Below are 25,069 nucleotides of genomic sequence, written 5' to 3' on the forward strand. Positions count from 1 at the left end.
GCCGGTCTTCTCTTCGCGAACGAGCGAGACAACCGAATGATCAGCTTCGCCTTCAAGCGGCTGTTGCTCGCGATTCCCACTCTGCTCGTGATGCTGACAGCAATCTTCGTGCTGGTACGTCTTGTTCCGGGCGACGCCGCATCGGTCATCCTCGGCGATCAGGCCACCGAAGCCTCGCTTCGGGCGATGCGAACCCGGCTCGGGCTCGATCAGCCGATCCAGATCCAGTATCTTCATTTTCTTGGAGACGTGCTCACAGGAAACCTCGGGCAGTCGCTGAGCAGCGGCCGGACTGTCGTTCAGGAGGTCTTGCTGGTGCTGCCCTCCACGATCCAACTGACCTTGGCCGCCATCCTGATCGGGGTCGTGCTGGGTCTGCCGCTCGGAATTCTGGCGGCGCTCGGCCGCAACAGCTGGATCGATTACGTCTCGCGGCTAGTCTCGTTGGTGGGCCTGTCGTTCCCCGCGTTTGTGTCGGGCATCCTCCTGCTCATCGTGTTCGCAATCCATCTGGGCTGGTTCCCGGTGCTCACGTCCGACAGCACCGATCCCCTCGAGCGGCTGCGAAGCCTCGCCTTGCCTGCACTGAATCTCGGCCTGATCCTGATGGCCTATGTGGTGCGTGTCACGCGGTCATCCATGCTGGGCGTGCTGGGCGAAGACTACATTCGGACAGCGCGCGCGAAGGGCGTCACGCCCACGCGCCTTATCATGCGACATGCTCTGCGTAACGGCCTCATCCCGGTCGTGACCGTCGTCGGCCTCTACTTCGGGAAATTGATCGGAAACTCGGTGCTCACGGAAATCATCTTCAACCGGCCCGGCCTTGGCAAGCTGATCTTTGGTGCGCTCAATTCGCGCGACTACACGCTGCTCGAGGGCCTGATGATCATCTTTGCCATCTGCGTCATCGTCGTGAACACACTGACCGACGTGACCTATGGGCTCATCGATCCGCGGGTGAAATACAAATGACGATCGAGGTCGTATCGGTTGCAATGCCGCAGCCCAGTCGCCTGTGGCTGACTTTCTCCAAGAATCCTCTGTTCTGGCTCGGCGCGCTGTTGCTTGGGGCAATCGTGTTGGTCGCGATATTCGCGCCCGTGATTGCGCCTCACGATCCGCTCGAGCAGAACATCGTTGCCAGGCTTGAGCCGCCGTCCGCGGAGTTTCTGCTCGGAACCGACAATTACGGCCGGGATGTCCTGTCGCGCCTGATCTATGGCAGCCGCATCTCTCTGATGGTCGGCTTCGTCGCCATCCTGATCGCGATGACGGTTGGTTGCACGATCGGGATCGTCGCAGGCTATGTCGGAGGCGCGCTGGATCAGCTCGTGATGGGCGTGCTCGATGTCATGCTGTCGTTCCCGGCTCTGCTGCTCGGCCTGATGATCGCGGCAATGCTCGGCGCCAGTCTGCAGAATCTGATCATTGCGATCGCCATCACTGAGATCGCGCCGTTTGCAAGGGTCGCCCGCGCGCCGACCATTGCCTTGAAGCAGCAGGACTTCGTGATGGCCGGCCGCGCGCTTGGATTTGGACCCGTCCGGATCATGGGGGTTCATATTCTGCCCAATCTCATTTCCGACGTCGTGGTGATGAGTTCTTTGTGGATGGCGTCCGCAATACGCACGGAAGCGTCCCTGAGCTTCATCGGGCTGGGCGTTCCGCCGCCGACGCCGACCTGGGGCAGCATGATTCGCGAAGGGTTCGACAATATCCTCGACGCCTGGTGGCTCGCGGTGTTCCCGAGCCTTGCGATTCTCCTGACCGTGCTCGCCCTCAACCTGTTGGGGGACGCTCTGCGGGACGCCATCGATCCAAAGCTTCGGGGGGAATAGACCGTATGACATCCTTTCCTAGGCCAGCTCTCGATCTGCGCGATCTGCGGACCGAGTTCAGGATTGGTGGCCGCTGGTACCCGGCAGTGCGGAATGTCTCGGTGTCGCTGATGCCAAATGAGACGCTCGCGGTCGTCGGTGAATCGGGCTGTGGCAAGAGCGTCACCGCCCTGTCGATCCTGCGGCTGCTTCCGCATGCCGGTGCGCGCATTCAAGGCGGCGAGGTGCTGTTCGAAGGCCAGGATCTGGTGACCTTGTCCGAGCGGGACATGAGCGGCATCCGGGGCAATTCGATCGCGATGATCTTTCAGGAGCCGATGACGAGCCTCAACCCGACCATGACCGTGGGAGACCAGATCGCGGAGGCGATCCTCATTCACAGGGGAGGATCGCGCATGGCGGCCAAGGCCGAGGCGCTGCGGCTCCTGGAGGAGGTCAAGATCCCGTCGCCCAAGAGCCGGCTCGACGAATATCCGCATCAGTTCTCGGGAGGAATGCGCCAGCGCGTCATGATTGCCATGGCACTCGCCTGCCACCCCAAGATCCTCTTGGCTGACGAGCCGACCACGGCTCTGGACGTGACCATCCAGGCGCAGGTGCTCAGCCAGCTTGAAGAGCTCAAGCAGGCCTATGGCATGTCGATGCTGTTCATCACGCATAATCTTGGCGTCGTGGCACAGATCGCCGACCGTGTCGCCGTGATGTATGCGGGAGAGATCGTGGAGCTCGCGAGTGTCGAGGCCCTGTTCGCGAAGCCGATGCACCCCTATACGGCAGCGCTGCTGCGGGCGATGCCCCGGGCTGATCGGGCGAGTGAAAGTCTGGAGCCGATTCCTGGCAGCGTTCCCGCTCTCTCAGCAGTGCCGACAGGCTGCGCCTATGCGCCACGCTGCCCGTTCAAGGACCGCAGCTGTACCGAACTGCACCCGGATCTCGTCTCGTCAGGTGATCCCGGACATTTGGTGCGCTGTCCCGTGCGGCCGGTCGGAGGAGTACATTGATGACGTTCCTGGGCAGCGGCGAATTCGTCGTGATTAATCTTTCAAAGAACTTCGTGAGACACGGCGGTTCCGGCGGCAAGGTCGTTCGGGCGGTCGATGACGTCTCATTTCGTATTCCAAAGGGATCCTCGCTCGGCCTCGTCGGCGAGTCCGGTTGCGGCAAGTCGACGGTCGCCCGCGCGATCCTTCGTCTCATCGAGCCGGACAGCGGGTCCGTCGTGTTCGACGGCATCGATGTCCGGGCTGCAAAAGGCGCTGCCTTGCGCGCGCTGCGGCGCCGGATGCAGATCGTCTTTCAGGATCCCTATTCCTCGCTAAATCCCCGCCGAACAATTCGCCAGACGTTGGAAGAGCCCCTTCGCGTCCATCTGCGCAGCTCAGCCAAGGAAATCCGTGAGAAGGCCGAAGCTGCGATGGTTGAGGTCGGGTTGCCCCGAGAAGCAATGGAACGCTATCCGCACGAGTTTTCAGGCGGTCAGCGACAACGGATTGGCATTGCAAGGGCGCTGGTCTTGGATCCCGAACTGGTCGTCGCCGACGAGGCCGTGTCCGCCCTCGATGTTTCCGTACAGGCGCAAATTCTTCGACTGCTCGAAGGGCTTCGCGAGCGTCGCGGCCTGTCGTTCCTGTTCGTCTCGCACGATCTCGGGGTTGTCCGTCACTTCTGCGACCGGGTCTGCGTCATGTATCTTGGGCGTATCGTCGAAGAGGGGCCAACGGTGGATGTTCTCGACCGTCCGTTGCATCCATATACGAGGCTCCTGCGCGACAGCTATCCCGTACCGGATCCCAGGGCACGCCGGCCTTTGATGCAGATCGTGGGCGAGGTGCCCTCTGCGACCAATCCGCCTCCGGGCTGTGGCTTTCATCCGCGTTGCGCGCGAGCGCAAGGTCCATGCTCCGCCGAGAAGCCGCAATTGGAGCCCTCGGGAGATGACCGGTCCACGGCGTGCTACTTCCCGGAAACAAGCGATATAGCGTGGGGCAACCTGCGCATCGGAGCTCGATAACGAAAAGCGCGCCAAGAACCTCAGCGGCGAGCTTGGCGTGTCGTGCTCCTGAGATGGATTAAGGTGGATCAGCGCGACCTCGTCAGAAGGTGAGCGACAGGGCCGCTGCCTCGATCAACGGCGCGCTGGGACGATCCGATCCGACCGATCCAGCTTCTGCGCGCGGTCGGCCGGCTCTGGTCGTGGAACGTAGGTGGCAGGTCCGTCGGGGGCGAAGTCAACGGAGTAGCCTAATCCGCGGACCGTACGGATATAGTTTGGCTCGCCACGTTCACAAAGAGCCTTGCGGATGCGGCTGATGTGCACATCGATCGAGCGCACGGCGTTCTCCTGGGTATGTGCTCGGATGCTGGACAGGATCTGCTCCCGGGAAAACACCTTCCGGGGGCTTTCGAGCAGATGTTGCAGGATCCGATATTCGACAGGGCACAGTCGAATGCAGCGTGACCCGCGGGAGACGCGGTGCGCTTCGGACTCCATGACAATGTCGGCAAATCGAAGCACTCTAGGGCTTGAACAGGCCGGCTCTCGCAGAAGCCCATGCAGCCTGTCGATGAAGATGTCCGGAAGAAAGGGCTTCAATATGAAGCTCGCCCGATCCATCTGGACGCATGCCTCGTCAGGGTGAGGCGACATGCCTGCCATGATCAGCGTCGGGACATCCCGCGTTGCCGGGGCGCGGTGCAACCGTTCGAGCGCGCCGGCGACGCGATCTCCGCACGACACATCGTCCACGGCGATCAAGTCGGTCCGCATGTTGCTGGCGGACGCAATCGCTTCGGTCACGTTGTCGGTCAATGCGCAGTCGAACCCGTTGCCCTCGATGATGTATTTGAGGAGACTCGTGAAGCCCTTGTCGCCCACCAGCAGGATACGTGGTCTCGAGGGCATGGACATGGGCCGGATTTCGTCAGGAGCAGGCATGTGGTCGGGCTGGTCGACATCAGATCCGATTGCGCAGCCAGTTGCGACCGCAGATTCTTTGACTTGATTTTGAGCTGAAGTCTCGGCTGGATTTACAGAACTGTGAAAACCCTGTGCCAGCTCGTTGCCATCGGCGAGGGCTGCTCTCTGCGCCATTCCGGTCTCCATCAGGTGTTCGCTGGCCGCTTCACTAGAGCAGCTTCTGTCGGGTCCGACAGCTACCAAGCCGGATAGGGGGGCGGGACTTCGACAGCTTTCGGAGGTAGGTCGGAACCGGCTCAGTGAAGCGGTGATGAAAGGTTGGTCATGGGCGGCGCTCGTCATCGCCGAACAAGCAGGAGTTTGTCCTCCGGACCTGACGACCTCTACCAAGGTTGGTAGTGGCGAGGTTTGCTCAGTCGCCCTAGCACTGTGGCGCAGGCTCTTCGTGCCGCGGCCGGCGGCTCGTCATCGAGCTTTGGTGCGTCCAATCGAGGGATCCGCGATATGAGTCTCGGAGAGGCGCAGGTGATCAGTCGCATCGGGTTCATGCAAGGCGACCTGATGGAGCCGGCTGACAGGCGCAGACGAGGCTTTCTCACCGATTGTTGGCGCGAGGAATTCCCGATTGCCCAAAAAGTCGGCTTCGGCTTGATCGAGTGGAGGATCGGTGACGAGCCGATCCTGATGAATCCTCTGATGTCGGTCAGCGGACGAGATCAGATGCGATGGCTCAGTCGCGAGTGCGGCATTTCAATCCCGTCTGTGTCTGCCGATTTCATGATGCAAGCGCCTTTGTATACTGTCTCCGGCCGGGAGCATCGTGCGCGGCTCGACCTGCTCGGCGCTGTGATCGAGGCGTGCGCCGAGATCCGGATCAAGCTTGTTGTGATGCCCCTCCCTCGTGGTCGACAACAGCTATCGTCCCGTGAGGCGGTGGCGCTTCGGTCCGCTTTGGACAGGCTCGATCCGCTCCTCGAAGCTTGCGGGGTCGTCCTCGCGCTCGATTCCGATCTCGATCCGCCGCTATTGGCGTCGCTTGTCCAGCAATACCCCAGCGACCGGCTCGGCATCACATACACAATCAGATGCCAAACCTCGGTCGGCGCTGATACCCATGAGGCACTTGCCGCTTACGGCAGCCGGATCGTCAACGTTCACCTCAAGGACTGGAGCTTGAATAGGGACTGCGCTTCGCCGTCCCGTGAGCGAAGCAACCTGGCCAGCAGGCTCAATCAGCTGAGACACGCTGGATATCGGGGCGACGTCATTCTTCAACCGCTATCCGGCGACTGTCGAGCAGCATTGCTTGCCCAGTATGGCGCCATGGCCGCCAGCTGGTGGAGCTTCGGCGGACCTGATCATCCCAGTCTTGCTCCAGGGATGGTAGAAGCGAGCGAAGGTCTGCAGCAGCTGGCACATTCGCAGTGAGCTTGGACATCGACGCCACGCGGTGACGAATTCGGCGCGCTCATTTGCGCTTGTCATCAGGCAGTAATCCTGACTGCGGAGTCGTGACCGAGTTCCCGGGGCCGGCATCGGGCTTAATAGCCAGCAACTATAAAAATGAAAGCGGCCTCTGGATTGCGCAAGCAAGAGAGGCGCGCGATTTTTTTCGTTTCTGATCTACCAATCATCAGTAATTGAGGCGCGTACGTTAAGGAGATGCGTCTGAATGATTACTGGATTATTATATTGACCAGACCGTGCGGCTCCAAGAATACTCGAACTACGTTAGGTTGTGTCATGGAGCGGCGACATGCAGACATCGGTTTCGATCATTGGTGCCGGGAATTGTGGGTGTGCTTTCGCGGCCGATCTCGCCAGCAGAGGCGCAAGCGTATTGTTGTACGCGCATCCCGAACACCGCCGGCACGCGGAGGCCATCGAACGCAACGGCTATCTGGAAGCCGAGCTCAAGATCGAAGGCCGCTTTCATCCTGAGGTCTCCTCAGACATGGCTGACGCCGTCCGCTTCTCCAGATTCATCGTCATCACGGTCCCGTCATACGGCCACGACGACGTCCTGAGCGAGCTCGCGAAGTTCGACCTCAGCAAGCACGTCGTGATTTCGATCACGGGCAACTTCTTTGCTCTCACGGCGCGCAGGCAGATCAACGCGCGTTACATCCTCGAAACCGCCACGGCGCCCTACGCCTCCAGAATGCAGGATGGAAAGGTGATGGTGATGGGCATCAAGAGCATCATGCCGATCGCCGCGATGCCGGTCGACATCAGTGAAGCGTTGCGCGACGAGATCGGCACGATCTTTCCGATGCCGCTGGAGTGGCGCAGCAATGTTCTCGAGATCGGGATGACGTGCATCACCGGAGTGATTCATCCGACGCCGGCGCTCATGAACGCGGGATGGATCGAGACGCGAAAGGGAGATTTCTATTTCTATCGTGAAGGGATGTCGGCGTCGGTTGCCCGAGTGATAGAGCAGGTCGACAGGGAGAGAATGGCGATCGCCAGGGAATTCGGCTTCGAGCCGCAATCGGTCGTGGCGATCATGAACAGCTACTACGACCAGGCCTTCGGAAGTTTCCGCGAGTTCGCCAGAGAGACGGTCGAGCACAACACGACGAAGATGGCGCCGAAGCACCTGCGCGAAAGGTTCGTCGTGCAGGACGTGCCGTATGTTCTGGTTCCCTGGTTCGAGCTGGGCGTCAAGGTCGGGCTCCATTCCACGGCGATCAAGTCGATCATCGATCTCGCCTCCATCGTCAACGAGACGGACTATATGGCGACCGGCCGAAACTTGCGCAGGCTGGGGCTGGACGCGGCGTCCAAGGACCAGGTGATCGAAGCCTTCAGCGCGCCGATCATGCCCTGGGGTGATGAGCTTCGCCGTATCGCCTAGATCCCGGCTGTCTCACGATGACGAGGCTCGTATGACCATCATCATCAGCCGGCAGGACGCGCCAAAGAGCTCGGCCTCATCGCACCTGCCGGCGATCGGCTATAAGGTGCTCTCGGCAGCAGTGCTTGCCGTCATGTTCGCCTTGATCAAAAAACTGGGTAGCCATTACCCCGTCGGACAAATCGTCTTCGTTCGCAGTTTCTTCGCTCTGCTGCCGATTCTCTGGCTTGTCCGGCATCTCGGAGGTTATCGCCTGCTCCGCACCGAGCGGCCGGGCGCTCATCTGCGCCGCTCCGCCGCCGGGCTTTGCTCATTGTTCTTCAGCTTCACGGCGGTCGGAATGCTACCGCTCGCGACCGCGACCGCGCTGGGCTACGCAGCACCATTGTTCATTACGCTGTTTGCCCTTCCCTTGCTCGGCGAGAGCATCCGCCTTTATCGGCTTGTTGCCGTCGTCGTGGGATTCGGCGGCGTGCTGCTGATGGCGCATCCAGATGCCCATGGACTGTCCTCGGGAGTCATGGTCGCGTTGGCCGGTGCGGTGGCAACCGCCCTTGCCCTGATCTCCATCCGCAAGATGCGGGACACCGAGACCAGCATGGCCATTGTGTTCTATTTTTCGCTGTCGGGGACGCTGGTCGGCGCCGCGACGCTGCCGTTCTCCGCAGTCTGGCCGAGCCAGACGGACTTGCCGATCCTGGTCGCGATTGGTGTCCTGGGGGGCGCGGCCCAGATTCTGCTCACCAAGTCCTACCAGATGGCGCCCGCGAGCGTCGTTGCGCCCTTCGAATATGCCACCTTCATCTTTGCCTTTCTGCTCGGTCTCCTCGTCTGGCGTGAGATGCCGGCTCCGATCGAACTGGCCGGGATCGCGATCGTGATCGCCTCCAACATCCTCATTGCGATGTACGAGCAGCTGGCGGGAGTGCCGTCAAAGTTTCGCTTACCCAGCAGGTGGCAGGACGCGACGACGATCCGGGCCAAAACCGACTGAAAGCCTGCGCGGCAGTTGGCTCGACCCATAACTTCGGCGAATAGGGGCTCACACAATTTGACTTTGACTTCCTGCGGCCATTCGCGAGGAAGATGCTCCAACGTCAGCTTCGTGCCAGTTCGACCGAGTTCAGTTGACCAATCGCGACTTTGAGAGCGGCGCAACTCGTCCGATCAGCAGACATGTGACGACCCTGGAGGCCCTATGACATACACCGCTGCCGAGCAGTTGGCCGAATGGGTCAGCGCAAGTAAGGTTCCAGACGAAGCCCAGATCGGCGCGGCGAAATGCGTGTTCGATGTGATGACAGCGGCGATAGCCGGCTGTCAGACGCCAAATGCGATGGCTGTACGCCGGATAGCGCGTGCGACTTGGGGCCAGGGGCAGGCCGCGGTGTGGTTTTCAGGGGAGCGGTCAACGGCCGCGGGGGCAACCTTTGTCAATGCGGCCTGCGCGTGCTCGCTTGATCTCGATGATGGTCACCGTGCAGCGTCTGGGCATCCCGGCGCAGCGATCATTCCGGGGGTCTTGTCACTGCTTGGCAGCCCGTCTCTGGACGCGCAACGGGCTCTTGCCGCCATCGCGATCGGATACGAGATCGGCGTTCGTATTTCTGCTGCCCGGGATCTGCGAAGCGTTCCGACGGTGAACAGCGGCCTTTGGAGCGGTCAGGCCGTTGCCGCAGCAATCGGCTGGCTGAGAGGGCTGTCGCGTAGCCAGATTGCCCACGCGATCTCAATTGCCGGCACAACAGCACCGAGTCAGTCGGCCACGCCATACACCCGGTTCAGAGGCAACAGTGTCAAGGAGGGGATCCCATGGGGAGCCGCCAATGGCATTCTGGCGATCGATCTGGCTGCGCAGGGCTTTACCGGGCCGGTCGACATTCTGGACAGTTCTGAACGCTATGATCGCGCACGGCTGCTCAACGGGCTCGGAACGAGCTGGTTGATCAACAGCACCTATTTCAAGCCTTACAGTTGCTGCCGCTGGATTCACGCGCCGATTGACGCGCTCCTCGCTTTGCTGAAGGATCATGACATTGCTCCGGGAACCATCGTCGACATCGATGTGGAGACCTTCGGAAGGTCGTTGACCCTGAGCAACGAGGTGGCGCCTGTAACGCTCGAGGGTGCGCAATATAGTCTTCCGTTCTGCCTTGGTGTCGCCGCGACGCGCGGCGCCTCGGCGCTGCTGCCCCTGAGCAGCGAGTCGCTGACGGATCAAAGCGCCATCGAGATCGCCGGGCGCGTGCGGATGACCGTCAATCCTGAATTCGAGCTCATGTTTCCGGCGGCTGTCCCTGGGCGGGTTCGCATCAACACAACGTCGGGCACCTTCGAGCGGACGGTGTTGGCTCCCAAGGGTGAGCCCACGAACCCGATGAGCTGGGACGACATCGGGGCGAAGTTCCAGGCCATTGCCGCTGGACGCGTCGATGCTCGTGTCGCAGCTGGGATTCCAAAAGCGATTGACGCGTTGCGAAGGGGAGATGCCGCGCCCCTGCGGGCGATGCTGGAAGCAAGGCTGTTCGCCAGCCCGGATGACGTGTCGCCGGCCGAGCGGCTGGAGCTTGCTCAATAGGCCACGAGAAGAAAAGCCGGCAGGCATAGCGTCTTGAAAACGCCGGCCGATGCGTGGCCATCGGGCCGAGCGTCGCAACGACTGTTCCCTGATCTGCAGCGCCGGAGTTTTCGCTGGAGCACGCTTCGACCGGTGCCATCTCGAGGCGCGCTGGGAGGTGTCCCAGTCGAACCTTGTCTTCGGCAAAGCTCCCGGAGTGTCTAAGCGCAGCTACGCCGCAGAAGCTCGGCCATCTGCAGCAGCTCCGGCAACCTCGCGTCGCATGCAGACGAAGCATTTTTGACGGGCCCGAAACCTGGTGTCTGGACCTTCGAGCCTTTGGCCCAGCGGAGCGACCATCGCAAGACCACCAATCTCGGTAGCTCGCCAAGTGACGGCCGTCGTGGCATGAGTGGCCCAATGGGTGGATCACGGCTGCTACGTGCGGACTCATCGCCGCGGATGGCAGGCTTCGAACCACAGCTCGATTTGTCTGTCGCCAGGCGAGCGCGCCGCGCAGATCAGTTGAGGCGATGCTCTGGTGCAACTCGAACTTATTGATTACGGCCTGATGCCGATATTGTATTGATGTTAATACGACTGAGCGATATCGTTTGACCTCGTAGACGCAGAGGGGGCGGCGTCTGCACGGTGCATGTCGATCCTTGCAGCCGACGGGTTGTCGGCGACCCCTGCACCGACCGGAAATCTCGGTTTGGAGATCGGTGATGTCTCTTGACGAAACATTACAGATATTGGCGACCGTCGGGCCGGGTGGTCCGACACTCGATCGGCAAACCATCGAAAGCAATCCCGATGCGGTGCTGGTTGCCCTTGGCCGCAGCTTCGAAGCGCTCTCCGCTGAGCTTGCATCGCTGCAGCAGCAGGATGAGCACGCAGCTCCTTGCTGTGATGCACAAGCGCACCTCTCTGCTGTGATCGCGCCCGGCGTGGAGCGTATCGAAGCGGTGTTGAGCTCGCTCGCCCCAATCGAGCGGGCCATCATGGCGATTCCAGCCACGACGGTGGTCGGCCTGGGTGTCAAGGCACGCCATGCTGCACATGTGCTATCCAACTACTGGATGGACGCGCCCGAGAGCCTCGACTGGGATGCCCGGACCGTCCGCCACCTCATTGAATCGGCGTGCTCCGTTGCCGGGGTGAAATTGAACTAGGCTGCGAACAGTCCCGTAGCTGCGAGTCGGTTGATCGCGGCTGGGGGCGCCATGAAGCGCCTTCGGCAGACGAGGCCTTCAATGCTGAGGCGGACATCGTGAGCCTCAGGGGCGGCGCGCAATAAGGACCTGGGACTCGATGACTTCCAGGATATGGCCGTCGGTCGACAGGAACAGATCGTTGCTCGATCACACCGATTCTCGTGAGCTGCTCAAAGGGCGATACGAGCAGAATTGGCTCATGGCGCAGGCGCTCGGGTGCAAAGCCGACGCTTCTGTTGGTAAAGCGATCGACCACATCGGAGTAGCGCTTGTACCAGCTGTTCTGTGGCACATCGGGACGGACGTCGTTGAACAGCATGACCGCGCCATCCTCATCGATCAATGCGTCGAGCTTGCGCAGCGTCTCGGCCCGGTCCATCCAATGAAAGGCACGCCCGATCGCCACCGCGCGAAACCGGCCGAGCTGCGGGCCGAGGCTGCCTGAGCTGCCCTCGATCCAGTCGATATCGAGGCCTGCTGCGGTGCCAAGGGCGGAGGCGGCCTCGAGCATCGCGGGCTCCGGATCTATCCCGATCACCTGCCCGACCAGAGGCGCGAATGCGATGCCGAGCCACCCTGGTCCACAGCCGAGGTCCATCAGGCGGTGCTGCTTCGTTAGACGGAGGTGATCCGCGACGGCCAGTATCAGCGCAGGCGCATAGTTCGGCCGTCCGGCCACGTAGTGCGGGACTGTCGATCCAAAGCGGGGAAGGGAGCGCGAAGCTGGTTCGGACGTCATCTGTCTCTTTCAGGCGGCTTACGGAGGCGGATGTTGGGTGACGTCTCTCGGTAGGCGGTCCGCTGACAGCGGACCGTGGTGATAAAACAGGGAAGGCTCCCAGCTTCGCCCGGCGATCAGGCGGGATGCGTGGGATTGGCGCCTCCCGGGTCGCTAGAAGTCCTTCAATGGCATGCGAAGCTCGTAGGTTGCGGGTGGGGCCAGGAGCTCGAAATGCTGGATCGGCCGCCCGGCGCTGTCAAAATGAATGCGCACGACCTTCAAGAGCGGCGCGCCGATCGCGACATTGAGTCGTGCAGCGACGATGGGGTCGGCTGCGGCTGCCGTCACAATCTGCTCGCCGGACGCGAAGGTGATGCCGAATCGCTGCAGAATGGCATAGAGCGAACCGCCTTCCATGTCGTCGGGACCAAATTGCCGTCCGATCGCCTCCGGAATGTATGTCGTGACCTGCATGATTGGCCACTCATTCATGTAGCGAATTCGAACTGTTCGCTGGAACAGGTCTTCGGCCTGAGCCTGGAAGTGCTCGCGAACGTGCCGAGGCGCCGGCTTGAATTCGAATTCCACGACATGAGCCCTCGTCGTGCGCACGATCTCACGATTGCGGGCCGCGAGGTCCATCATGGGAACGGTGAGAGGCTCTGGTCTTGCCAGCTCGCGGACGAACGTCCCGATTCCCTGCCGACGCTCGATCAGACCAAGTTCATCGAGCGTGTCCAGAGCTGCCCGGATCGTCACGCGCGAGACGCTGAAGAGCGTAGCGAGTTCCGCCTCCGGGGGGAGCGCTTCGCCCGGTGCATAGCGACGTTCCGCGATCTCATCCTGCAGAACCAGGAACACTTGATGGTGAAGCGGGATATCACGCCGGCGTCGCGCCAGCAGCAACGCGCGCTCTTTCGAGGATGTGGGCTTGCCTGCCAACCCCGCCTTCCGCAGTCGCTTTTTTGCGACAGAAGCAGAAGTGGCCATTTGCTGCGGAAGTCGCGACGCCACAGCCTAGCCTCGATGCCACATTGCCGCGGGTGTGTTCATCGGGCTGAAGCTCTCCAAGCTGCTATCGTGATGATAGCGTCTGGTGAGCCTTCTCAACGAATTTGTTGGTAAATGTCTGTGCGAGGTCGACCTGCACGCCACGTAATTGTGGGTCGACGGTCGACAAAACGCGAAATGCAATGTTCGCGCCCTCGGCGCTGAACCTGCCATCGGGCGAGAACATATCTCGTGTCCCGCGGATGGACGTGAGAAAAACATCCCGATTAGGCTGGGCCCATTCCTCGGGGAGCGCATCGGCGATGTCTTCGGCCGATGCACGATCGATCCACTGCAGGGCCCGCACCATGGCGAGAGCGATAGCCTCCATTGTCGCGGGATTCCGCTCGATGAAGTCTGACCGCGCGTAGATCGTGCCGGACGGATAGAGGCCGCCAAAAATGCCGATCGTGCCCGCGTTGGTTCGGGTATCGGCGACCAGCTTGACGTCGCCTGCGAGCGTCAGCGCCGTCAGCGCCGGCTCTCCTGTCACGACCGCATCCACAGCGCCGTTGCGAATTGCGGCCACGGCGCCGGTGCCGCCACCCACACTGACGAAGGAAATATCGGCCGGTGAGACACCGGCTTGCAGGGCGAGGTACTCCACCATGAACTGCGTCTGCGATCCGAGCGCCGTAACCCCGATCGTCATACCTCTCAGGCTGCTAGGATCGCGGTAGTCCTTGGCTTTCTCCTTTCGCAGCGCCAAGGCGAAGGTTGGATGCCTGCCGAACAGAACCACTCCGACAATCTTCTGACCCTTCGCATGCATCTGAATCGTATGGTCGAAGGCGCCGGCGGTGAGTTCCGCGCTTCCCCCCACAAGCGCCTGGAGCGCCTTGGATCCGCCGCTCACGTCAAGGATCTCGGGATCGAGACCCGCATCCCTGAAATATCCGAGCCGTTCGGCAAGCGTGACGGGTGCGTATTGGAGGAAGGTTCTCCCGCCGATCGTGATCCTGACCCCTGTCGTCTCGACGGAGGTCCCGGCCCAGGCCAGGCCCGGCGAACCACACAACGCCAATAGCGGAAGCCTCAGAAGATCACGTCGTTGCAACACTGGCCGGGTCTCGCGAGACTTTGACGGAAATGTGCGCCGGCTGAGAATTCCTTTCTCATCATCCGGACGACTCGCGAACCATACGAATGATCATCCGCATGAGCAAGGCAAAAGCTCGCTGAGGTTGTATTGCGGGTTTACACGCAGGGCGAGTACGCGGGCACTGGATCGTTCTGCTCGGCAAGAACAACAGGGCACTCCAAGCGGTTGCCGAGAAGGCATATCGGCTATGCGTTGGCCAGGGCTGAGAGGCAATCGTCTGATCATTTGAAACGCGCTCGCCCTGGCGCGAGTCGCGCTCTCTCATCCGATCAACCCTGTCAAACAACCCACCGCTCTCGGCAGCGTTGCCGACGCCCAAGCCGCCGCGATCTCGCGACCGGATCGGCCCGAGCTCTGCTGCAGTCGGCGTCCTCATCGTCTGAGAGGGCGCAGGGAAGGCCGAGTGCCGACTGGCACCCGCGGCCCCCGTGCGAGAAAAATGCACGGGGCAGGAACCACAGGTTCAGCCGGATCAACCCGGCCTTCCCTGCGCGATGGGCTTCCGGCTGCTCCGTGCTCTCCCAGGGGACCGGCTTGCTTGCCCCCGTCATCGACATCGTCGCCGACCAAGACACCAGCGTCGGGGTGTCGGGACCACACGGCTTGACCGTCCACGGCACGACGTTCGTCCGCACCTCCAATGAGATGCTGCGTCGCCCCGCGTCCACCGCTCCCCGCCGCAACGTCCCGTGACGATCGCGATACGCCCCTCTCAGTGCGGGCGGGATGGCGGCATCAAACCACTGATTTGGGTACGGCGTCAACAAGTTTTCTGGTATTCAGAATCTGCGGCCAGCGCAGTCGATCGACCACGCGTGGTGGTGGACATCAAGCTCGCGGATGTCGCCCCTTGTGCCAAGCGCAACGAGCGGCTTACGCTGTAGCATACGTCAGGTGGAGCCGAGAAAAATGCAGCGTCACCGACCGATCCCGTCAGTGTCCCCGAAGGCGCGGATCTGCCTCCTTATCCTGAGCTGTTTTGCAACTGCTTTGACGTCTGTGATGGCGGAGCCGTTGGTGCCGTCAAAAACCCGCACGATCACCATCCGCTCCCAGCCGGCCGACGACGGCAGCGCGCAACTGTCACCGCCCGCCGCCAGCTTCAAGCTCCTCACCATCAAACCAAGCCAGCCAAGATCGGAAAATGGCGGCGAGAGAGGGAGCGTACGGTCATCTGATAACATGCAGTCCGGAAACATCTCCTCCGAGGACCTTCACAAGATCCGCACGTTTCAGGTCAGGCAAGCGCCCGGCAACCTGGATGACGGATATCGCCATCTTGTCCCCCCGACACGGGTGCCAACGGGAGCCGCATCGGAGTGATGGTCGCATCGTAAATCCTATTTGATGATCGGAATCTGCGGGTCGAGAAACATGCTCCCTACCTTCCGATTCTCAGCTTGATCTTTCAGTACTCCTTCTACGGTACGGAGGTCGCCGGGAAACCACGTCGTGACTGGAAACACTGGGAGCTTTAGGCAGACGATATCCCATTATCGATAGTTGTATTGATTGAGATGTGTCAGTTCGCACAATTCCGGATGAACTGGAGGGCTGTTGATGCTCATCATGAGGCCAAAAGGCGGAAACGCAATCTCGGAGAATAGGTGCTGTTGCGAGCCTCGCTTCATCATAGTGATTCCCGATTGGCGGATGCACGTTGAATAAGTAGGATGATGTAGGTAGGCGAAGAAACGGAGCTGCGGCGGGATGCGTCGTTCCTCCCGTTCGAGGACGAAGCGTGCTAGGTCGGGGTTTCTTCTGCTGCAGTCCGGGCCCACATGCCGAGCAGAACATTGCAGCGATCTGCTTTAGGAACCGGAGCGGAAACATTCCGTACTGGTAGGCAAGACCGCTCATGTTTCCTTGCGATCGATAGAGGCGGTACATCGCCTGTCGCGCGACATCGACGTACGTCGTGCCGTACCATGCTCCAGTATCGCTATTGCACTTGCCGCAAAGCGAATATTGGCCTGCGCCGCGCTGCTTGTATTTGCCTTCTTCGATCCGTTCGCCCGGGGACCATGTTCCGTTGATCAGGCCGCTTATATTGGCCTCGAAAGCTCGGCGATCGTTGAATGCCGCTTCAGGCGGAATATGCCCGAAGGAGAGCTTTCCGTTTACGCCGGAGATGCAGCAGTCTCCGATTTTCTTATCCATTAGATCTACGTTTTTCCTCCAGCCCGTCAGTTGACTATCCAGCGTCGGTTATGAACTGCGCTCAGCCGGGAAATGATACTCACGCGTTGACGTCCGCGCCGGTTGATGCCGAGTTTTTGTGCTTCACCAACGCGGAATGATACTGGATTTGTCTTCAGCTTCCGTATCAAACTCCGTCATAGAACAGAATGGGAGCGGGAGTTGGAGTTCGTGGCCACGCATTTGTAGTGTACAAGCACATGCGGCTGGTGGTTGCCAATCTCGGACCGCTCGGCGCCGTAATGCTTCTCAGTAGCTTTCTTCGTACTGCTGGCCTCGACCTTATGGTATTTGCTTTTCGGAAAAGGGTGCACTTGAAAAATGGACATTGCTACCTCTCCTTGGCGATCTTCGGCAGGATGTAGGAGGCCCCATCCGGTTGGGTGTTAAGGTGCCAGTGCACTTAATACGGTACCCGCGCGCTCATATGTTAAATGCACTGTCACGATAGTGCTAGGCCACCATAGTGCTGGGTGATCGACCGCAGGCTTTCACCGTCAACACCCGGCTATGAAGATCTTTGTGCTCCGTCGCGCTCAATTGGCTGTAGTGGCGTGCCATGCTTATCCTCGGTATATGCACTGGGTGTTGCACTTCAAACTGGGATCTGCCGTCATAAGTTGAATGCACAGAGTCGCCGGAGTATGCGCCTTTGACTCGGGGTTGCGGAAGTGATGATCTACACCGGATGGCAGGGTGGTCGAGGCAAGCCAATCATACGCACCCAGGGAGGCGATGATGAACGGCAACAGCAACAAGCTCGTGGCGGAGGCGATCGGGACGTTCTGGCTCACCTTCGGAGGTTGCGGCAGTGCGGTGATTGCGGCTGGGGTGCCTAATGTCGGGATCGGCCTGCTGGGCGTGGCGCTGGCGTTCGGGCTCACCGTGGTGACCATGGCCTATGCGATCGGCCACATCTCGGGCTGCCACCTCAATCCGGCTGTTACGGTGGGGCTGGCCTGCGGCGGGCGGTTTCCGGCCGGCCTGATCGTGCCCTACATCATTGCGCAGGTGATTGGCGCCATCGTCGGTGCGGCCGTGTTGTATGCGATTGCGAGCGGGGCGCCCGATTTCAGTCTCGCCGGCGGCTTTGCCGCCAATGGCTATGCGGAGCATTCGCCTGGCAAGTATGGGTTAGGGGCCTGCCTGCTCAGCGAGTTCGTGCTGACGATGATGTTCCTGTTCGTGATCATGGGCGCGACGCATGGCAAGGCGCCGGTCGGATTTGCGCCGCTGGCGATCGGGCTCGCGCTGACGCTGATTCATCTCATCAGCATTCCCGTCACCAACACGTCGGTCAATCCGGCGCGCAGCACTGGACCGGCACTGTTCGCCGGCGGCTGGGCGCTGGCGCAACTCTGGTTGTTCTGGGTGGCGCCGCTGCTCGGTGGCGCGGCCGGCGGGTTCATCTATCGCTGGCTGACCCCGGAGCCGGCGGGCGAGGTGACCGGGCAGACCGCGATCCCGAAACGCGTCTAGGGGAATCTCCTCTCGCGATCCGATGAGGCCATGGTTCCGTCGTGCCAGGATACGGATGATGGGAGGCGGCCGGCTACTTCGTCAGATGCGCCGAGGCGATTGCCTGCTGAAACAGGGCGGTCAGCGCGGCGCTGATGCTGCCGCTGGAATCGACCTCGTAGTAATAGCCGGAACTGGCGCAGGACTTCATGACGGTGCCGATGTCGTCGCGCCACGGCGCGATGTAGGTCGTGTACCAGGCGTTATTGGTGATCGCCAGGTAGGTGGTATAGAGCACCGCGATCTTGATGCCGCGCGCCTTCAGCGTTGTGCAGGTCTCGATGTTCAGCGGCTCCTGGCAGCGGCCGCCGGAGACCGTCGTCTTGCTGCAGGTGCTCGGATAGTAGTAATCGGCGACGCCGTCGGAGATGAAGAACAGCCATTTTTGCGGGTTCGTCGAGGAGCCGTCGCCCTGCGTCGGGATCACTCCGTTCATGGAGGACAAGGCGCCGTCGAAATCACTGCACATGTCGTTGTTGTACCCGCTGTAGGGAATGGTCATCAGATCGAGCGTGCCGACCGACGACTTCACCGAGGACAGGCTCGAGGACAGGCTTGCGACGGTCGTCAGGCCCAGCGCGCCGCAGTCGCTGCCCAGGCTGTAGACCGCCATGCGGTACTGGTTGCTGACGACCTGGCTCGAGGTCGCCGTGTCCGTGAGCGATTGCGTCGCGCTGCGGACCACGTCGATCCGCATCGTGACACCCGCGTTCTTGGCGATCGTATAATAGCTGCTCGTCTGCAGCTTCTTCTTCGAGCTCGACGTGTAGGTGTCGTGGCAGGCGAAGGCGCACGTGTCCGACGTCAGGCCCTGCAGCGTCGTCATGTCGGCGGTGGTTGCGCCCAGGCCCTGCGACGGCGAATTGTCGAGCAGCACGTAGAAGTCCATGTAGGTCGGGAACGAGGCGGACGCCGACGACGAGGCCGAGACCGTCATGGTCGGAAACCCGAACATCGACATGAACGCCGTTTTCACCGCGACGCTTGCGGTGCCGGTCACGGTTCGGGCGTTGACGCCGTCGGTGACGGTGACGGTGAACGCACTTGCACTGAGGTTGTGCGCCGCCATCTGACCATTGAACATGCTGGTCGCCGCGGTCTTGGCGGCCGACGCGGTGTCGCGCATGGCCGTATAGCTGGTCGCCGCGAGCATCGCAGCGTCGATCGAGGTCGACAGTTTCGCCTGGGCGCGCACGGCCATCGAATAGTCGGTCGCCGCGCCGACGAAGGCGACGATCGGCAGCAGCGCCAGTGCGAAGATGATCGCGATGTTGCCGTTCCGGTCACGGCCGAAACGTGACAGGAGTCCGAGGTAGGGGTATCCGGCCAGCACGCCACGCTCCAACGGTGAGGGATGGTGGTGCGATAATGCGGATCAACGATTGCTCAGAAATTGATTGAGTTGCCGAGATACTGTTACGCTGCATTTCTGATTGTCATCGGCGCATCGATAGAAATGCTTTGAAATGAACGAGCCGGCGGCGCGGCGGCAGGCACCGTCTCCGGCGCGCCGGCCGCCCAATGCCGGCTGAGCTTGATGCTTCGCCTGTCGTGGATGGGTCGGACGAGGTTGACGGCGAAGTGCCGGGCGACGGCCAAGCAGGCGGCGCCAGTTCAGGTGCGGACTGCAGGACTCCACGTGACGGTTGCGAGATCTGGTTTTGCGCGCGATCGAATAGGGAGTCCGGCCCTCGCTCGCCCGGAAGTGGCAGCCGCGCCACAGGCAGCCCGTGAAATTGCGGGCGATTGTCATCCCGGTATGGGAAGTTATCGCTGAATGCACTACCCACGATCGATGTTCCCGCGCGAGGAACCGGTCCGAGGCGTTTGATGCAGCGAGTTCCGCTTCTAGCCCTGCCGTTTGTGCCGCTGGTCCTCTCGCCGTTCGATGCGGCCTGGGCCGCCTGCAGCCCTGCGGCCGGCAACGGCGTCATCGCGACCTGCACGGGCACCACGACCAACCAGGACGGCACCAACGGGTTCGGGACCGGCACCGAGACCGGCGCCAGCGTGCTGGTGCTGTCAGGCGCGTCGGTCACTGGCAGCACGGGAGTCAACAGCTTCGGGGTGGCGCTGGGCAATGGCGCCGTCGTGACCAACGCCGGCAGCGTGGGCGGCTACGGATCGCAGATCAGCGTCGGGACATTTATCACCGGCGACGGCAAGGTGACCAACTCCGGCGCCATCACCAGCCAAGGCCACACGGTCTATGGCGTCTTCATCATCGGCGATGGGACAGTCACCAACACCGGCAGCATCGCCGCACTTGGCGCGTTTGCGTCCAATACGAGCGGCGTGGGAGTCCAGATCGGCGGCACCGGCAGCGTCATCAATTCCAATACGATCCGGGCCACGGGCTACTACGCCTACGGCGTCCGCGGCGGCAGCAGCGTGACGAATGCGGGAACGATCGAGGCGAATGGCATTTACCGCGCTGCCGGCATTCTTCTCCCCGGCAACGGCACCGTGACGAACACCGGCCAGATCGTCAGTAACAGCCTCTACAATGCTGCCGGAGTCCTTCTCGGTTCTGGTGCGGTGACGAATGCAGGCAGCATCGTCGCCAATGGCCCGGGGACGGCATACGGAATTCAGATCGCAGGCGACGGTCTTGTCACCAACACCGGCACGATTTCGGCGATGAGTTCCGGCGTCGGCTACGGCGTCAACATCGTCGGTGACGGCACGGTCATCAATACCGGCCGCATCGAAGCCACCGCCGGCTGTGGCTGCGGCGCTCACGGCATCTTTGTCGGCGGCGACGGCAATGTGATCAACAGCGGCAGCATCATCGCGAACGGACCGGCCGGCGTCGGCATTCAGATCCTTGGCACCGGCACGATCAGCAACTCAGGCCTCATCGCCGGTCCCACCACGGCCATCGCGTTCAACGGCGTCGACAACACGCTCAACCTGCTGCCGGGCTCGACTATCATCGGCGCGATCGATCTCAATGGCGCCGGTGACACCGTGAACTTCCGCACCGGCAACCAGAACCTGACGTTCAACACGCTGGCGGGCGTCACCGTAACCTCCAACGTGCCCTATGTGATCAGCGGCAATCGCGTCGTCACCATCGATCCGACCCCGTTTGCGCTCGGCTGGCGCACGCTCGGCGATGTCACAGGCGCGGTGTCGGGCGCGCTGCCGCAGTTCGGTAGTGGCCCTGGTGGGAGCAGCACGCCGCTCGGCTTTGCGGCGCCAGACGCGCCGTCGCGGATCGAGCAGGCGTTCGCGGCATTGCCCGGGCTGTCGGCCTATGCCGGCGACGGCATCGCCTTCAAGGCGCCGACCGTCGCCTATGCCGACGGCTGGACGGTGTGGTCGCGCGGCTTTGCCGGCGTGCGCAGCCAGCCGGGCGACGGCGCGCTGGCGTCGGCCCGCAACGAATTCTATGGCGGCATGGTCGGCTTCGACCGGCAGGTCAGGCCCGACCTGCGGCTCGGCGCGTTCGCCGGCGCCGGCCATACCACGACCGGCATCGCCAATGGTGCGTCGGGCGCCAGCGATCTCGGCTTTGCCGGCCTCACCGCGCGCTTCGCGATGGGCTCCGCCTTCCTCAATGCCACGCTGCAGGGCGGCGCCATGCGGGCCAGTATCAGCCGCATCGTCAACAACAACCTGGTCGCGAACGGGCTCGAAAACGCCGTCGCCAACTACAACGGCTGGTATGTCAGCCCCGAGGCGCAGATCGGCACTCATATCGGGCTCGGCCGGATGGCGGATGCCGTGTACACGCTGACGCCGAGCCTGAAGCTGCGCTATCTCTACGGCGCCTTCGGCGGCTACACCGAAACCGGAACCACCGCGCCGCTGACGGTGGGCGCGCGCAGCGTCAACGTGCTCGACGAGCGCGGCGAACTGAAGCTGACGCGGACCGTGAGCTTCTCCGCGCAGACCGCGCTGGCGCTGTCGGCCTTCGCCGGCCTGCAGGGCAGCCAGCTGATGGGCGGCGCCACGGTTCCGGCCACGCTGCTCGGCCAGGCGATCCCGTTCGCCACCCCCGGCAAGACCAATCTGTGGGGCGGCTATGGCGGCAGCGGCCTGGAATGGCGCATCGGCCATGTCGGCGTCTACGCCGCCGGCGAATACCTGGCGCTGTCCGACGGCAGCCATGTCGTCTCCGGCCGCGGCGGATTGCGGGTCGCGTTCTAGATTTCTGCTCCGAGAGCGATCGCCGCAGCGCGCTGACGTCGCCGCGGCCGCGTGCGATTGACAATGCCGCCCCGCCAACCGAGACAGCAGGGATGAACGCGATGTCGGACACCTCGGCAGCGGCGCAGCCGGCCGCATCGGCCTGCGCCTGTGGCAGCGGCCTGCCGGACGACCGCTGCTGCGCGCTGGACTGGAGCGCCGCGCCGGCGGCGCCGCAACCGGTCCCGGAATTCGACGCCGCGCAGCTGGCGGCGAGGGCCGGCGACATCGCGGTCGCCGAGCGCATCGTGCTCTCGGTGCTGATGCGGCTGCCGCGCCATATCGGTGCGCTCGATCTGCTCTATCAGATCCGCTTCGCCCAGCAAAAGCTGCCCGCCGCCGAGGCGCTGCTCGCCCGCATCGTGCGGCTCGATCCCAACAATCTGCTCGCCACCCAGGCGCTGGCGCAGCTCATGTTCGAGCGCGGCGCGCTGGCCGAGGCCGAGCATCATGCCCGCAACGCGGTGCGGCTGGCGCCGACCGATCCGCGCTCGCACAATCTGATGGGCATGATCATGACCGAGGCCAACCGGCCGCAGATCGGCGAGTATCATTACCGCCGCGTGCTGGAGCTGTCAGGCCGGCGTGATGCGATCGTGCTCGCCAACCTCGCCTGGAACCTGAAGAACCAGGGCCGTATCGAGGAATCGCGCCGGCTCTACGCGGAGTCGGTGACGCTCGCGCCCGACATCTACCAGACGCTGTATGGCTGGGCGCGGATGGAGGAGACCGACCGCAATTTCGCCCGCGCCGGCGAACTGCTCGATGCCGCCGAACGCGTCGCGCCAACTAATTCCAACACGCGCCTCGCGCGCGCCATCCTGCATGGCCGCACCAGGGACTACGACAAGGCGATCGCGATCCTCGACGACATCGAGCAGCGCCGCGACGGCGGCGGGCTGGGCCCGGCCGAATGGACCGAGAAGGGCCTGCTGCTCGACAAGATGGGACGCTTCGACGACGCCTTTGCGGCCTTCCGCGAGGGCAAGCGCACGCTGCGCGAGCTGACCGGCCTGTCCTATCTCGCCGACGAGGCGGGCTCGCTCGCCGCCCGGCTGCGCAGCTTCTTCATCGGAGGGCGGCTGCAGATCCTGCCGCGGGCGGCGACGCGAACCGACGTGGCGCAGCCGATCTTCATCGTCGGCTTTCCGCGCTCCGGCACCACCATGGTCGAGCAGACCCTGAGCGCGCATCCCAAGATCACCGCCGGCGACGAGCTGCCGATCATCAACGAGATCACCGCGCTGATGCCGCGCATGCTCGGCAGCCCGCTCGCCTATCCCGAGGCGCTCGCCGATCTCTGGCTCGGCGACCAGGTCGAGGGGCTCGACAATCTGCGCGACTACTACCTGCAGCGTGCGCGCCAGCTCGGCGTGATCCGCAAGGGCGCGCAATGGTTCACCGACAAGATGCCGCTGAACGAGACCCATCTCGGCCTGATCGGGCTGATCTTCCCGAAGGCGCCAATCATCCATCTGCAGCGCCATCCGCTCGACGTCGTGCTCTCGGTCTATTCCAACCACCTCACCCACGGCTATTACTGCGCCTATGACCTCGAGAGCATCGCCCGGCACTACGTGCTGATCACGGATCTCGTGCAGCACTATCTGTCACAGATGCAGCTGCGCTATCACGCGGTGCGCTACGAGGACATCATCGCCGATCAGGAGACCGAGGTGAGACGGATGTTTGCCTTCATCGGCCTGCCGTTCGACCGCCGCTGCCTGTCGTTCCACGAGAACCGCCGCTATGCCCGCACCGCCAGCTACGCCCAGGTAACCGAACGCCTCTACGACCGCTCGCGCTTCCGCTATCGCCCATATCTGAAGCACCTCGCGCCGGTGATCCCGATCCTGGAGCCCGCGATCCTGCGGCTCGGATATGAAATCTAGCGAGGACAGGCGGCCGTGCAGGAGCGCCGCATCCTCCGCAAGGCCTCTCGCGCCGGCATTGCGAGCCGGTTGATGTCGATGTGACCTCTCTCACAGCCCGCCGCGCGGCTATGCGGCAAGATGGTCCCATATGTTCCTGGTACGCTGAACAAGGGATGGACTGACATGCGCGGGAGTGACTCAGCCAAGGGATTTGCAGTCGTTCTGGCGGTAACCGTCGCCGGATATCTGTCCACGACCTATGTCGACCACCGCTTTGCCGCGCGCGATGCCGCCGCGCTCGAGACGACGAGCCCGTCGCCAAAATCGTCCGCTTGCGTCGACAAGGATGGCCGATGGCACAATTGGCCATGGGCGAACGTTCCGGCGCTCTCACCGCCGTGTCGCGGCAACAGCCAGACGGACAAGCCGTAGCGGTTCTCGCCGCCGGCTATCCGAAGCCGAGTCATCTGCTGGAGGCTCTGCTCGGGGCAGGCTTCCTTAAACGTGCACGGAGAGCGTGACCGGCAAAACGGCAGTTCGGAATCGAACGCCGCGCTTACACCTTCATGTCGATGACGACACGGCTCATCTCGTCACTCGCCTTCAGCACCTTGGCGTTGGCGGCGAAGCTGTATTTGGCGACGAGCTGGCTGATCATCTCCTCGGCGAGGTCGACATTGGGCGCGGCCACGAGGCCGTCCTTGTTGGCGAACGGCGCTGACGGCTGGTAGCTCGCCGAGGTCCCCTGGCTCGCCTTGGTGATCGTCGCCTGCGTGCCGCCGCCGGCGACGTCGCTCTGCACCAGTTGGAGCGGATCATAGGCCTTGGGCGCGCCGGCCGGCAGCGTGCCGTCGGCATTCGGCAATGCGCCGGTGCTCATCGCATTGGCGACGTTCGAGGCGGACACCTCGAGCCGCTGCGAGGCCGCCTTCATGCCGGAAACTGCTATGGTCGCGATGGGGCTCATGGGATGCTTGCTGACGGGAACGACGCGTCAGCTAAACCCGGGGCTTGCAAAG

20 protein-coding genes are annotated in these 25,069 nt (G+C 62.5%); 13 read left to right on the forward strand and 7 right to left on the reverse strand.

What is annotated here, in order from left to right; all coding sequences use genetic code 11:
• Positions 1-36: 36 nt before the first annotated feature.
• The 4 genes from ACQR07_RS10275 to ACQR07_RS10290 are packed head-to-tail and all read left to right on the forward strand — an operon-like array spanning position 37 to position 3,852.
• Entirely contained in the window at positions 37-975 is a 939-nt protein-coding gene (locus tag ACQR07_RS10275) for an ABC transporter permease (protein ID WP_434902160.1), read from the forward strand.
• Positions 972-1,841 carry an ABC transporter permease gene (locus ACQR07_RS10280; protein WP_434902161.1) on the forward strand — a complete coding sequence of 290 codons (870 nt, stop codon included), beginning with the start codon at positions 972-974 and terminating at the stop codon, positions 1,839-1,841. Before ACQR07_RS10275 ends, ACQR07_RS10280 begins: the two co-directional genes overlap by 4 nt.
• Before the next feature lie 5 nt (positions 1,842-1,846).
• Positions 1,847-2,842: an ABC transporter ATP-binding protein gene (locus tag ACQR07_RS10285; RefSeq protein ID WP_434902162.1), complete on the forward strand. Its 996-nt coding sequence runs from the start codon at positions 1,847-1,849 to the stop codon at positions 2,840-2,842.
• Complete coding sequence (locus ACQR07_RS10290) at positions 2,842-3,852, forward strand: ABC transporter ATP-binding protein (RefSeq protein WP_434902163.1); 1,011 nt, start codon at positions 2,842-2,844, stop codon at positions 3,850-3,852. Before ACQR07_RS10285 ends, ACQR07_RS10290 begins: the two co-directional genes overlap by 1 nt.
• A 114-nt stretch (positions 3,853-3,966) precedes the next feature.
• Here the strand turns inward: ACQR07_RS10290 and ACQR07_RS10295 are convergent, their stop codons facing one another.
• A complete protein-coding gene (locus ACQR07_RS10295; protein WP_434902164.1) occupies positions 3,967-4,932 on the reverse strand; it encodes a winged helix-turn-helix transcriptional regulator in 966 nt (321 codons plus the stop codon).
• 330 nt (positions 4,933-5,262) lie between these two features.
• On the opposite strand from ACQR07_RS10295, the gene ACQR07_RS10300 reads away from it, so the two are divergent.
• The 5 genes from ACQR07_RS10300 to ACQR07_RS10320 all read left to right on the forward strand — a co-directional run bounded on the left by ACQR07_RS10300 (position 5,263) and on the right by ACQR07_RS10320 (position 11,350).
• Positions 5,263-6,186: a sugar phosphate isomerase/epimerase family protein gene (locus ACQR07_RS10300; protein WP_434902165.1), complete on the forward strand. Its 924-nt coding sequence runs from the start codon at positions 5,263-5,265 to the stop codon at positions 6,184-6,186.
• Positions 6,187-6,496: 310 nt separating this feature from the next.
• Positions 6,497-7,618 carry an NAD/NADP octopine/nopaline dehydrogenase family protein gene (locus ACQR07_RS10305; protein WP_434902166.1) on the forward strand — a complete coding sequence of 374 codons (1,122 nt, stop codon included), beginning with the start codon at positions 6,497-6,499 and terminating at the stop codon, positions 7,616-7,618.
• A 31-nt stretch (positions 7,619-7,649) separates the two neighbouring features.
• Entirely contained in the window at positions 7,650-8,612 is a 963-nt protein-coding gene (locus tag ACQR07_RS10310; RefSeq protein ID WP_434902167.1) for a DMT family transporter, read from the forward strand.
• Between the two features lie 204 nt (positions 8,613-8,816).
• Entirely contained in the window at positions 8,817-10,196 is a 1,380-nt protein-coding gene (locus ACQR07_RS10315) for an MmgE/PrpD family protein (protein ID WP_434902168.1), read from the forward strand.
• A gap of 707 nt (positions 10,197-10,903) precedes the next feature.
• Positions 10,904-11,350, forward strand: a complete 447-nt coding sequence (locus ACQR07_RS10320; protein ID WP_434902169.1) for a hypothetical protein — start codon at positions 10,904-10,906, stop codon at positions 11,348-11,350.
• Here the strand turns inward: ACQR07_RS10320 and ACQR07_RS10325 are convergent.
• From ACQR07_RS10325 to ACQR07_RS10340, 4 genes are all read right to left on the reverse strand, one after another.
• Positions 11,307-12,131, reverse strand: coding sequence for a class I SAM-dependent methyltransferase (locus ACQR07_RS10325; protein WP_434902170.1), 825 nt, complete (start codon positions 12,129-12,131; stop codon positions 11,307-11,309). The two genes, ACQR07_RS10320 and ACQR07_RS10325, sit on opposite strands and share 44 nt — an antisense overlap.
• A 153-nt stretch (positions 12,132-12,284) precedes the next feature.
• The gene (locus ACQR07_RS10330) at positions 12,285-13,055 is read right to left on the reverse strand and encodes a GntR family transcriptional regulator (RefSeq protein ID WP_434902171.1); all 771 of its coding nucleotides are present in this window, start codon (positions 13,053-13,055) and stop codon (positions 12,285-12,287) included.
• 133 nt (positions 13,056-13,188) lie between these two features.
• On the reverse strand, positions 13,189-14,223 hold the full coding sequence (locus ACQR07_RS10335) for an ABC transporter substrate-binding protein (RefSeq protein ID WP_434902172.1): 1,035 nt from the start codon (positions 14,221-14,223) through the stop codon (positions 13,189-13,191).
• A gap of 959 nt (positions 14,224-15,182) precedes the next feature.
• On the reverse strand, positions 15,183-15,371 hold the full coding sequence (locus tag ACQR07_RS10340) for a hypothetical protein (RefSeq protein ID WP_434902173.1): 189 nt from the start codon (positions 15,369-15,371) through the stop codon (positions 15,183-15,185).
• Between the two features lie 1,831 nt (positions 15,372-17,202).
• On the opposite strand from ACQR07_RS10340, the gene aqpZ reads away from it, so the two are divergent.
• Positions 17,203-17,943, forward strand: coding sequence for an aquaporin Z (gene aqpZ / locus ACQR07_RS10345; RefSeq protein WP_434902174.1), 741 nt, complete (start codon positions 17,203-17,205; stop codon positions 17,941-17,943).
• A gap of 73 nt (positions 17,944-18,016) precedes the next feature.
• Here the strand turns inward: aqpZ and ACQR07_RS10350 are convergent, their stop codons facing one another.
• Positions 18,017-19,315 (reverse strand): TadE/TadG family type IV pilus assembly protein, encoded by a 1,299-nt coding sequence (locus ACQR07_RS10350; RefSeq protein WP_434902175.1) that lies wholly within the window; start codon positions 19,313-19,315, stop codon positions 18,017-18,019.
• A 497-nt stretch (positions 19,316-19,812) separates the two neighbouring features.
• Between ACQR07_RS10350 and ACQR07_RS10355 the strand changes: the two genes are divergently transcribed.
• The 3 genes from ACQR07_RS10355 (at position 19,813) to ACQR07_RS10365 (ending at position 24,482) form a co-directional block, all read left to right on the forward strand.
• Positions 19,813-22,137 carry an autotransporter outer membrane beta-barrel domain-containing protein gene (locus ACQR07_RS10355; protein ID WP_434902176.1) on the forward strand — a complete coding sequence of 775 codons (2,325 nt, stop codon included), beginning with the start codon at positions 19,813-19,815 and terminating at the stop codon, positions 22,135-22,137.
• A 101-nt stretch (positions 22,138-22,238) separates the two neighbouring features.
• A complete protein-coding gene (locus tag ACQR07_RS10360; protein ID WP_434902177.1) occupies positions 22,239-24,068 on the forward strand; it encodes a sulfotransferase in 1,830 nt (609 codons plus the stop codon).
• Positions 24,069-24,233: 165 nt separating this feature from the next.
• Positions 24,234-24,482 (forward strand): hypothetical protein, encoded by a 249-nt coding sequence (locus tag ACQR07_RS10365; RefSeq protein WP_434902178.1) that lies wholly within the window; start codon positions 24,234-24,236, stop codon positions 24,480-24,482.
• A 124-nt stretch (positions 24,483-24,606) separates the two neighbouring features.
• Here the strand turns inward: ACQR07_RS10365 and ACQR07_RS10370 are convergent, their stop codons facing one another.
• A complete protein-coding gene (locus ACQR07_RS10370) occupies positions 24,607-25,017 on the reverse strand; it encodes a flagellar basal body rod protein FlgC (protein ID WP_434902179.1) in 411 nt (136 codons plus the stop codon).
• Positions 25,018-25,069 lie beyond the last annotated feature (52 nt).

This window comes from Bradyrhizobium sp. HKCCYLS20291, assembly GCF_051167715.1.
Classification (GTDB): Bacteria; Pseudomonadota; Alphaproteobacteria; order Rhizobiales; family Xanthobacteraceae; genus Bradyrhizobium.

Coding starts and splice junctions, on each gene's coding strand:
- ACQR07_RS10275 (WP_434902160.1), top strand. CDS start 37: ATGATCAGCTTCGCCTTCAAGCGGCTGTTGCTCGCGATTCCCACTCTG.
- ACQR07_RS10280 (WP_434902161.1), top strand. CDS start 972: ATGACGATCGAGGTCGTATCGGTTGCAATGCCGCAGCCCAGTCGCCTG.
- ACQR07_RS10285 (WP_434902162.1), top strand. CDS start 1,847: ATGACATCCTTTCCTAGGCCAGCTCTCGATCTGCGCGATCTGCGGACC.
- ACQR07_RS10290 (WP_434902163.1), top strand. CDS start 2,842: ATGACGTTCCTGGGCAGCGGCGAATTCGTCGTGATTAATCTTTCAAAG.
- ACQR07_RS10295 (WP_434902164.1), bottom strand. CDS start 4,932: ATGGCGCAGAGAGCAGCCCTCGCCGATGGCAACGAGCTGGCACAGGGT.
- ACQR07_RS10300 (WP_434902165.1), top strand. CDS start 5,263: ATGAGTCTCGGAGAGGCGCAGGTGATCAGTCGCATCGGGTTCATGCAA.
- ACQR07_RS10310 (WP_434902167.1), top strand. CDS start 7,650: ATGACCATCATCATCAGCCGGCAGGACGCGCCAAAGAGCTCGGCCTCA.
- ACQR07_RS10315 (WP_434902168.1), top strand. CDS start 8,817: ATGACATACACCGCTGCCGAGCAGTTGGCCGAATGGGTCAGCGCAAGT.
- ACQR07_RS10320 (WP_434902169.1), top strand. CDS start 10,904: ATGTCTCTTGACGAAACATTACAGATATTGGCGACCGTCGGGCCGGGT.
- ACQR07_RS10325 (WP_434902170.1), bottom strand. CDS start 12,131: ATGACGTCCGAACCAGCTTCGCGCTCCCTTCCCCGCTTTGGATCGACA.
- aqpZ (WP_434902174.1), top strand. CDS start 17,203: ATGAACGGCAACAGCAACAAGCTCGTGGCGGAGGCGATCGGGACGTTC.
- ACQR07_RS10355 (WP_434902176.1), top strand. CDS start 19,813: ATGCAGCGAGTTCCGCTTCTAGCCCTGCCGTTTGTGCCGCTGGTCCTC.
- ACQR07_RS10360 (WP_434902177.1), top strand. CDS start 22,239: ATGTCGGACACCTCGGCAGCGGCGCAGCCGGCCGCATCGGCCTGCGCC.
- ACQR07_RS10365 (WP_434902178.1), top strand. CDS start 24,234: ATGCGCGGGAGTGACTCAGCCAAGGGATTTGCAGTCGTTCTGGCGGTA.
- ACQR07_RS10370 (WP_434902179.1), bottom strand. CDS start 25,017: ATGAGCCCCATCGCGACCATAGCAGTTTCCGGCATGAAGGCGGCCTCG.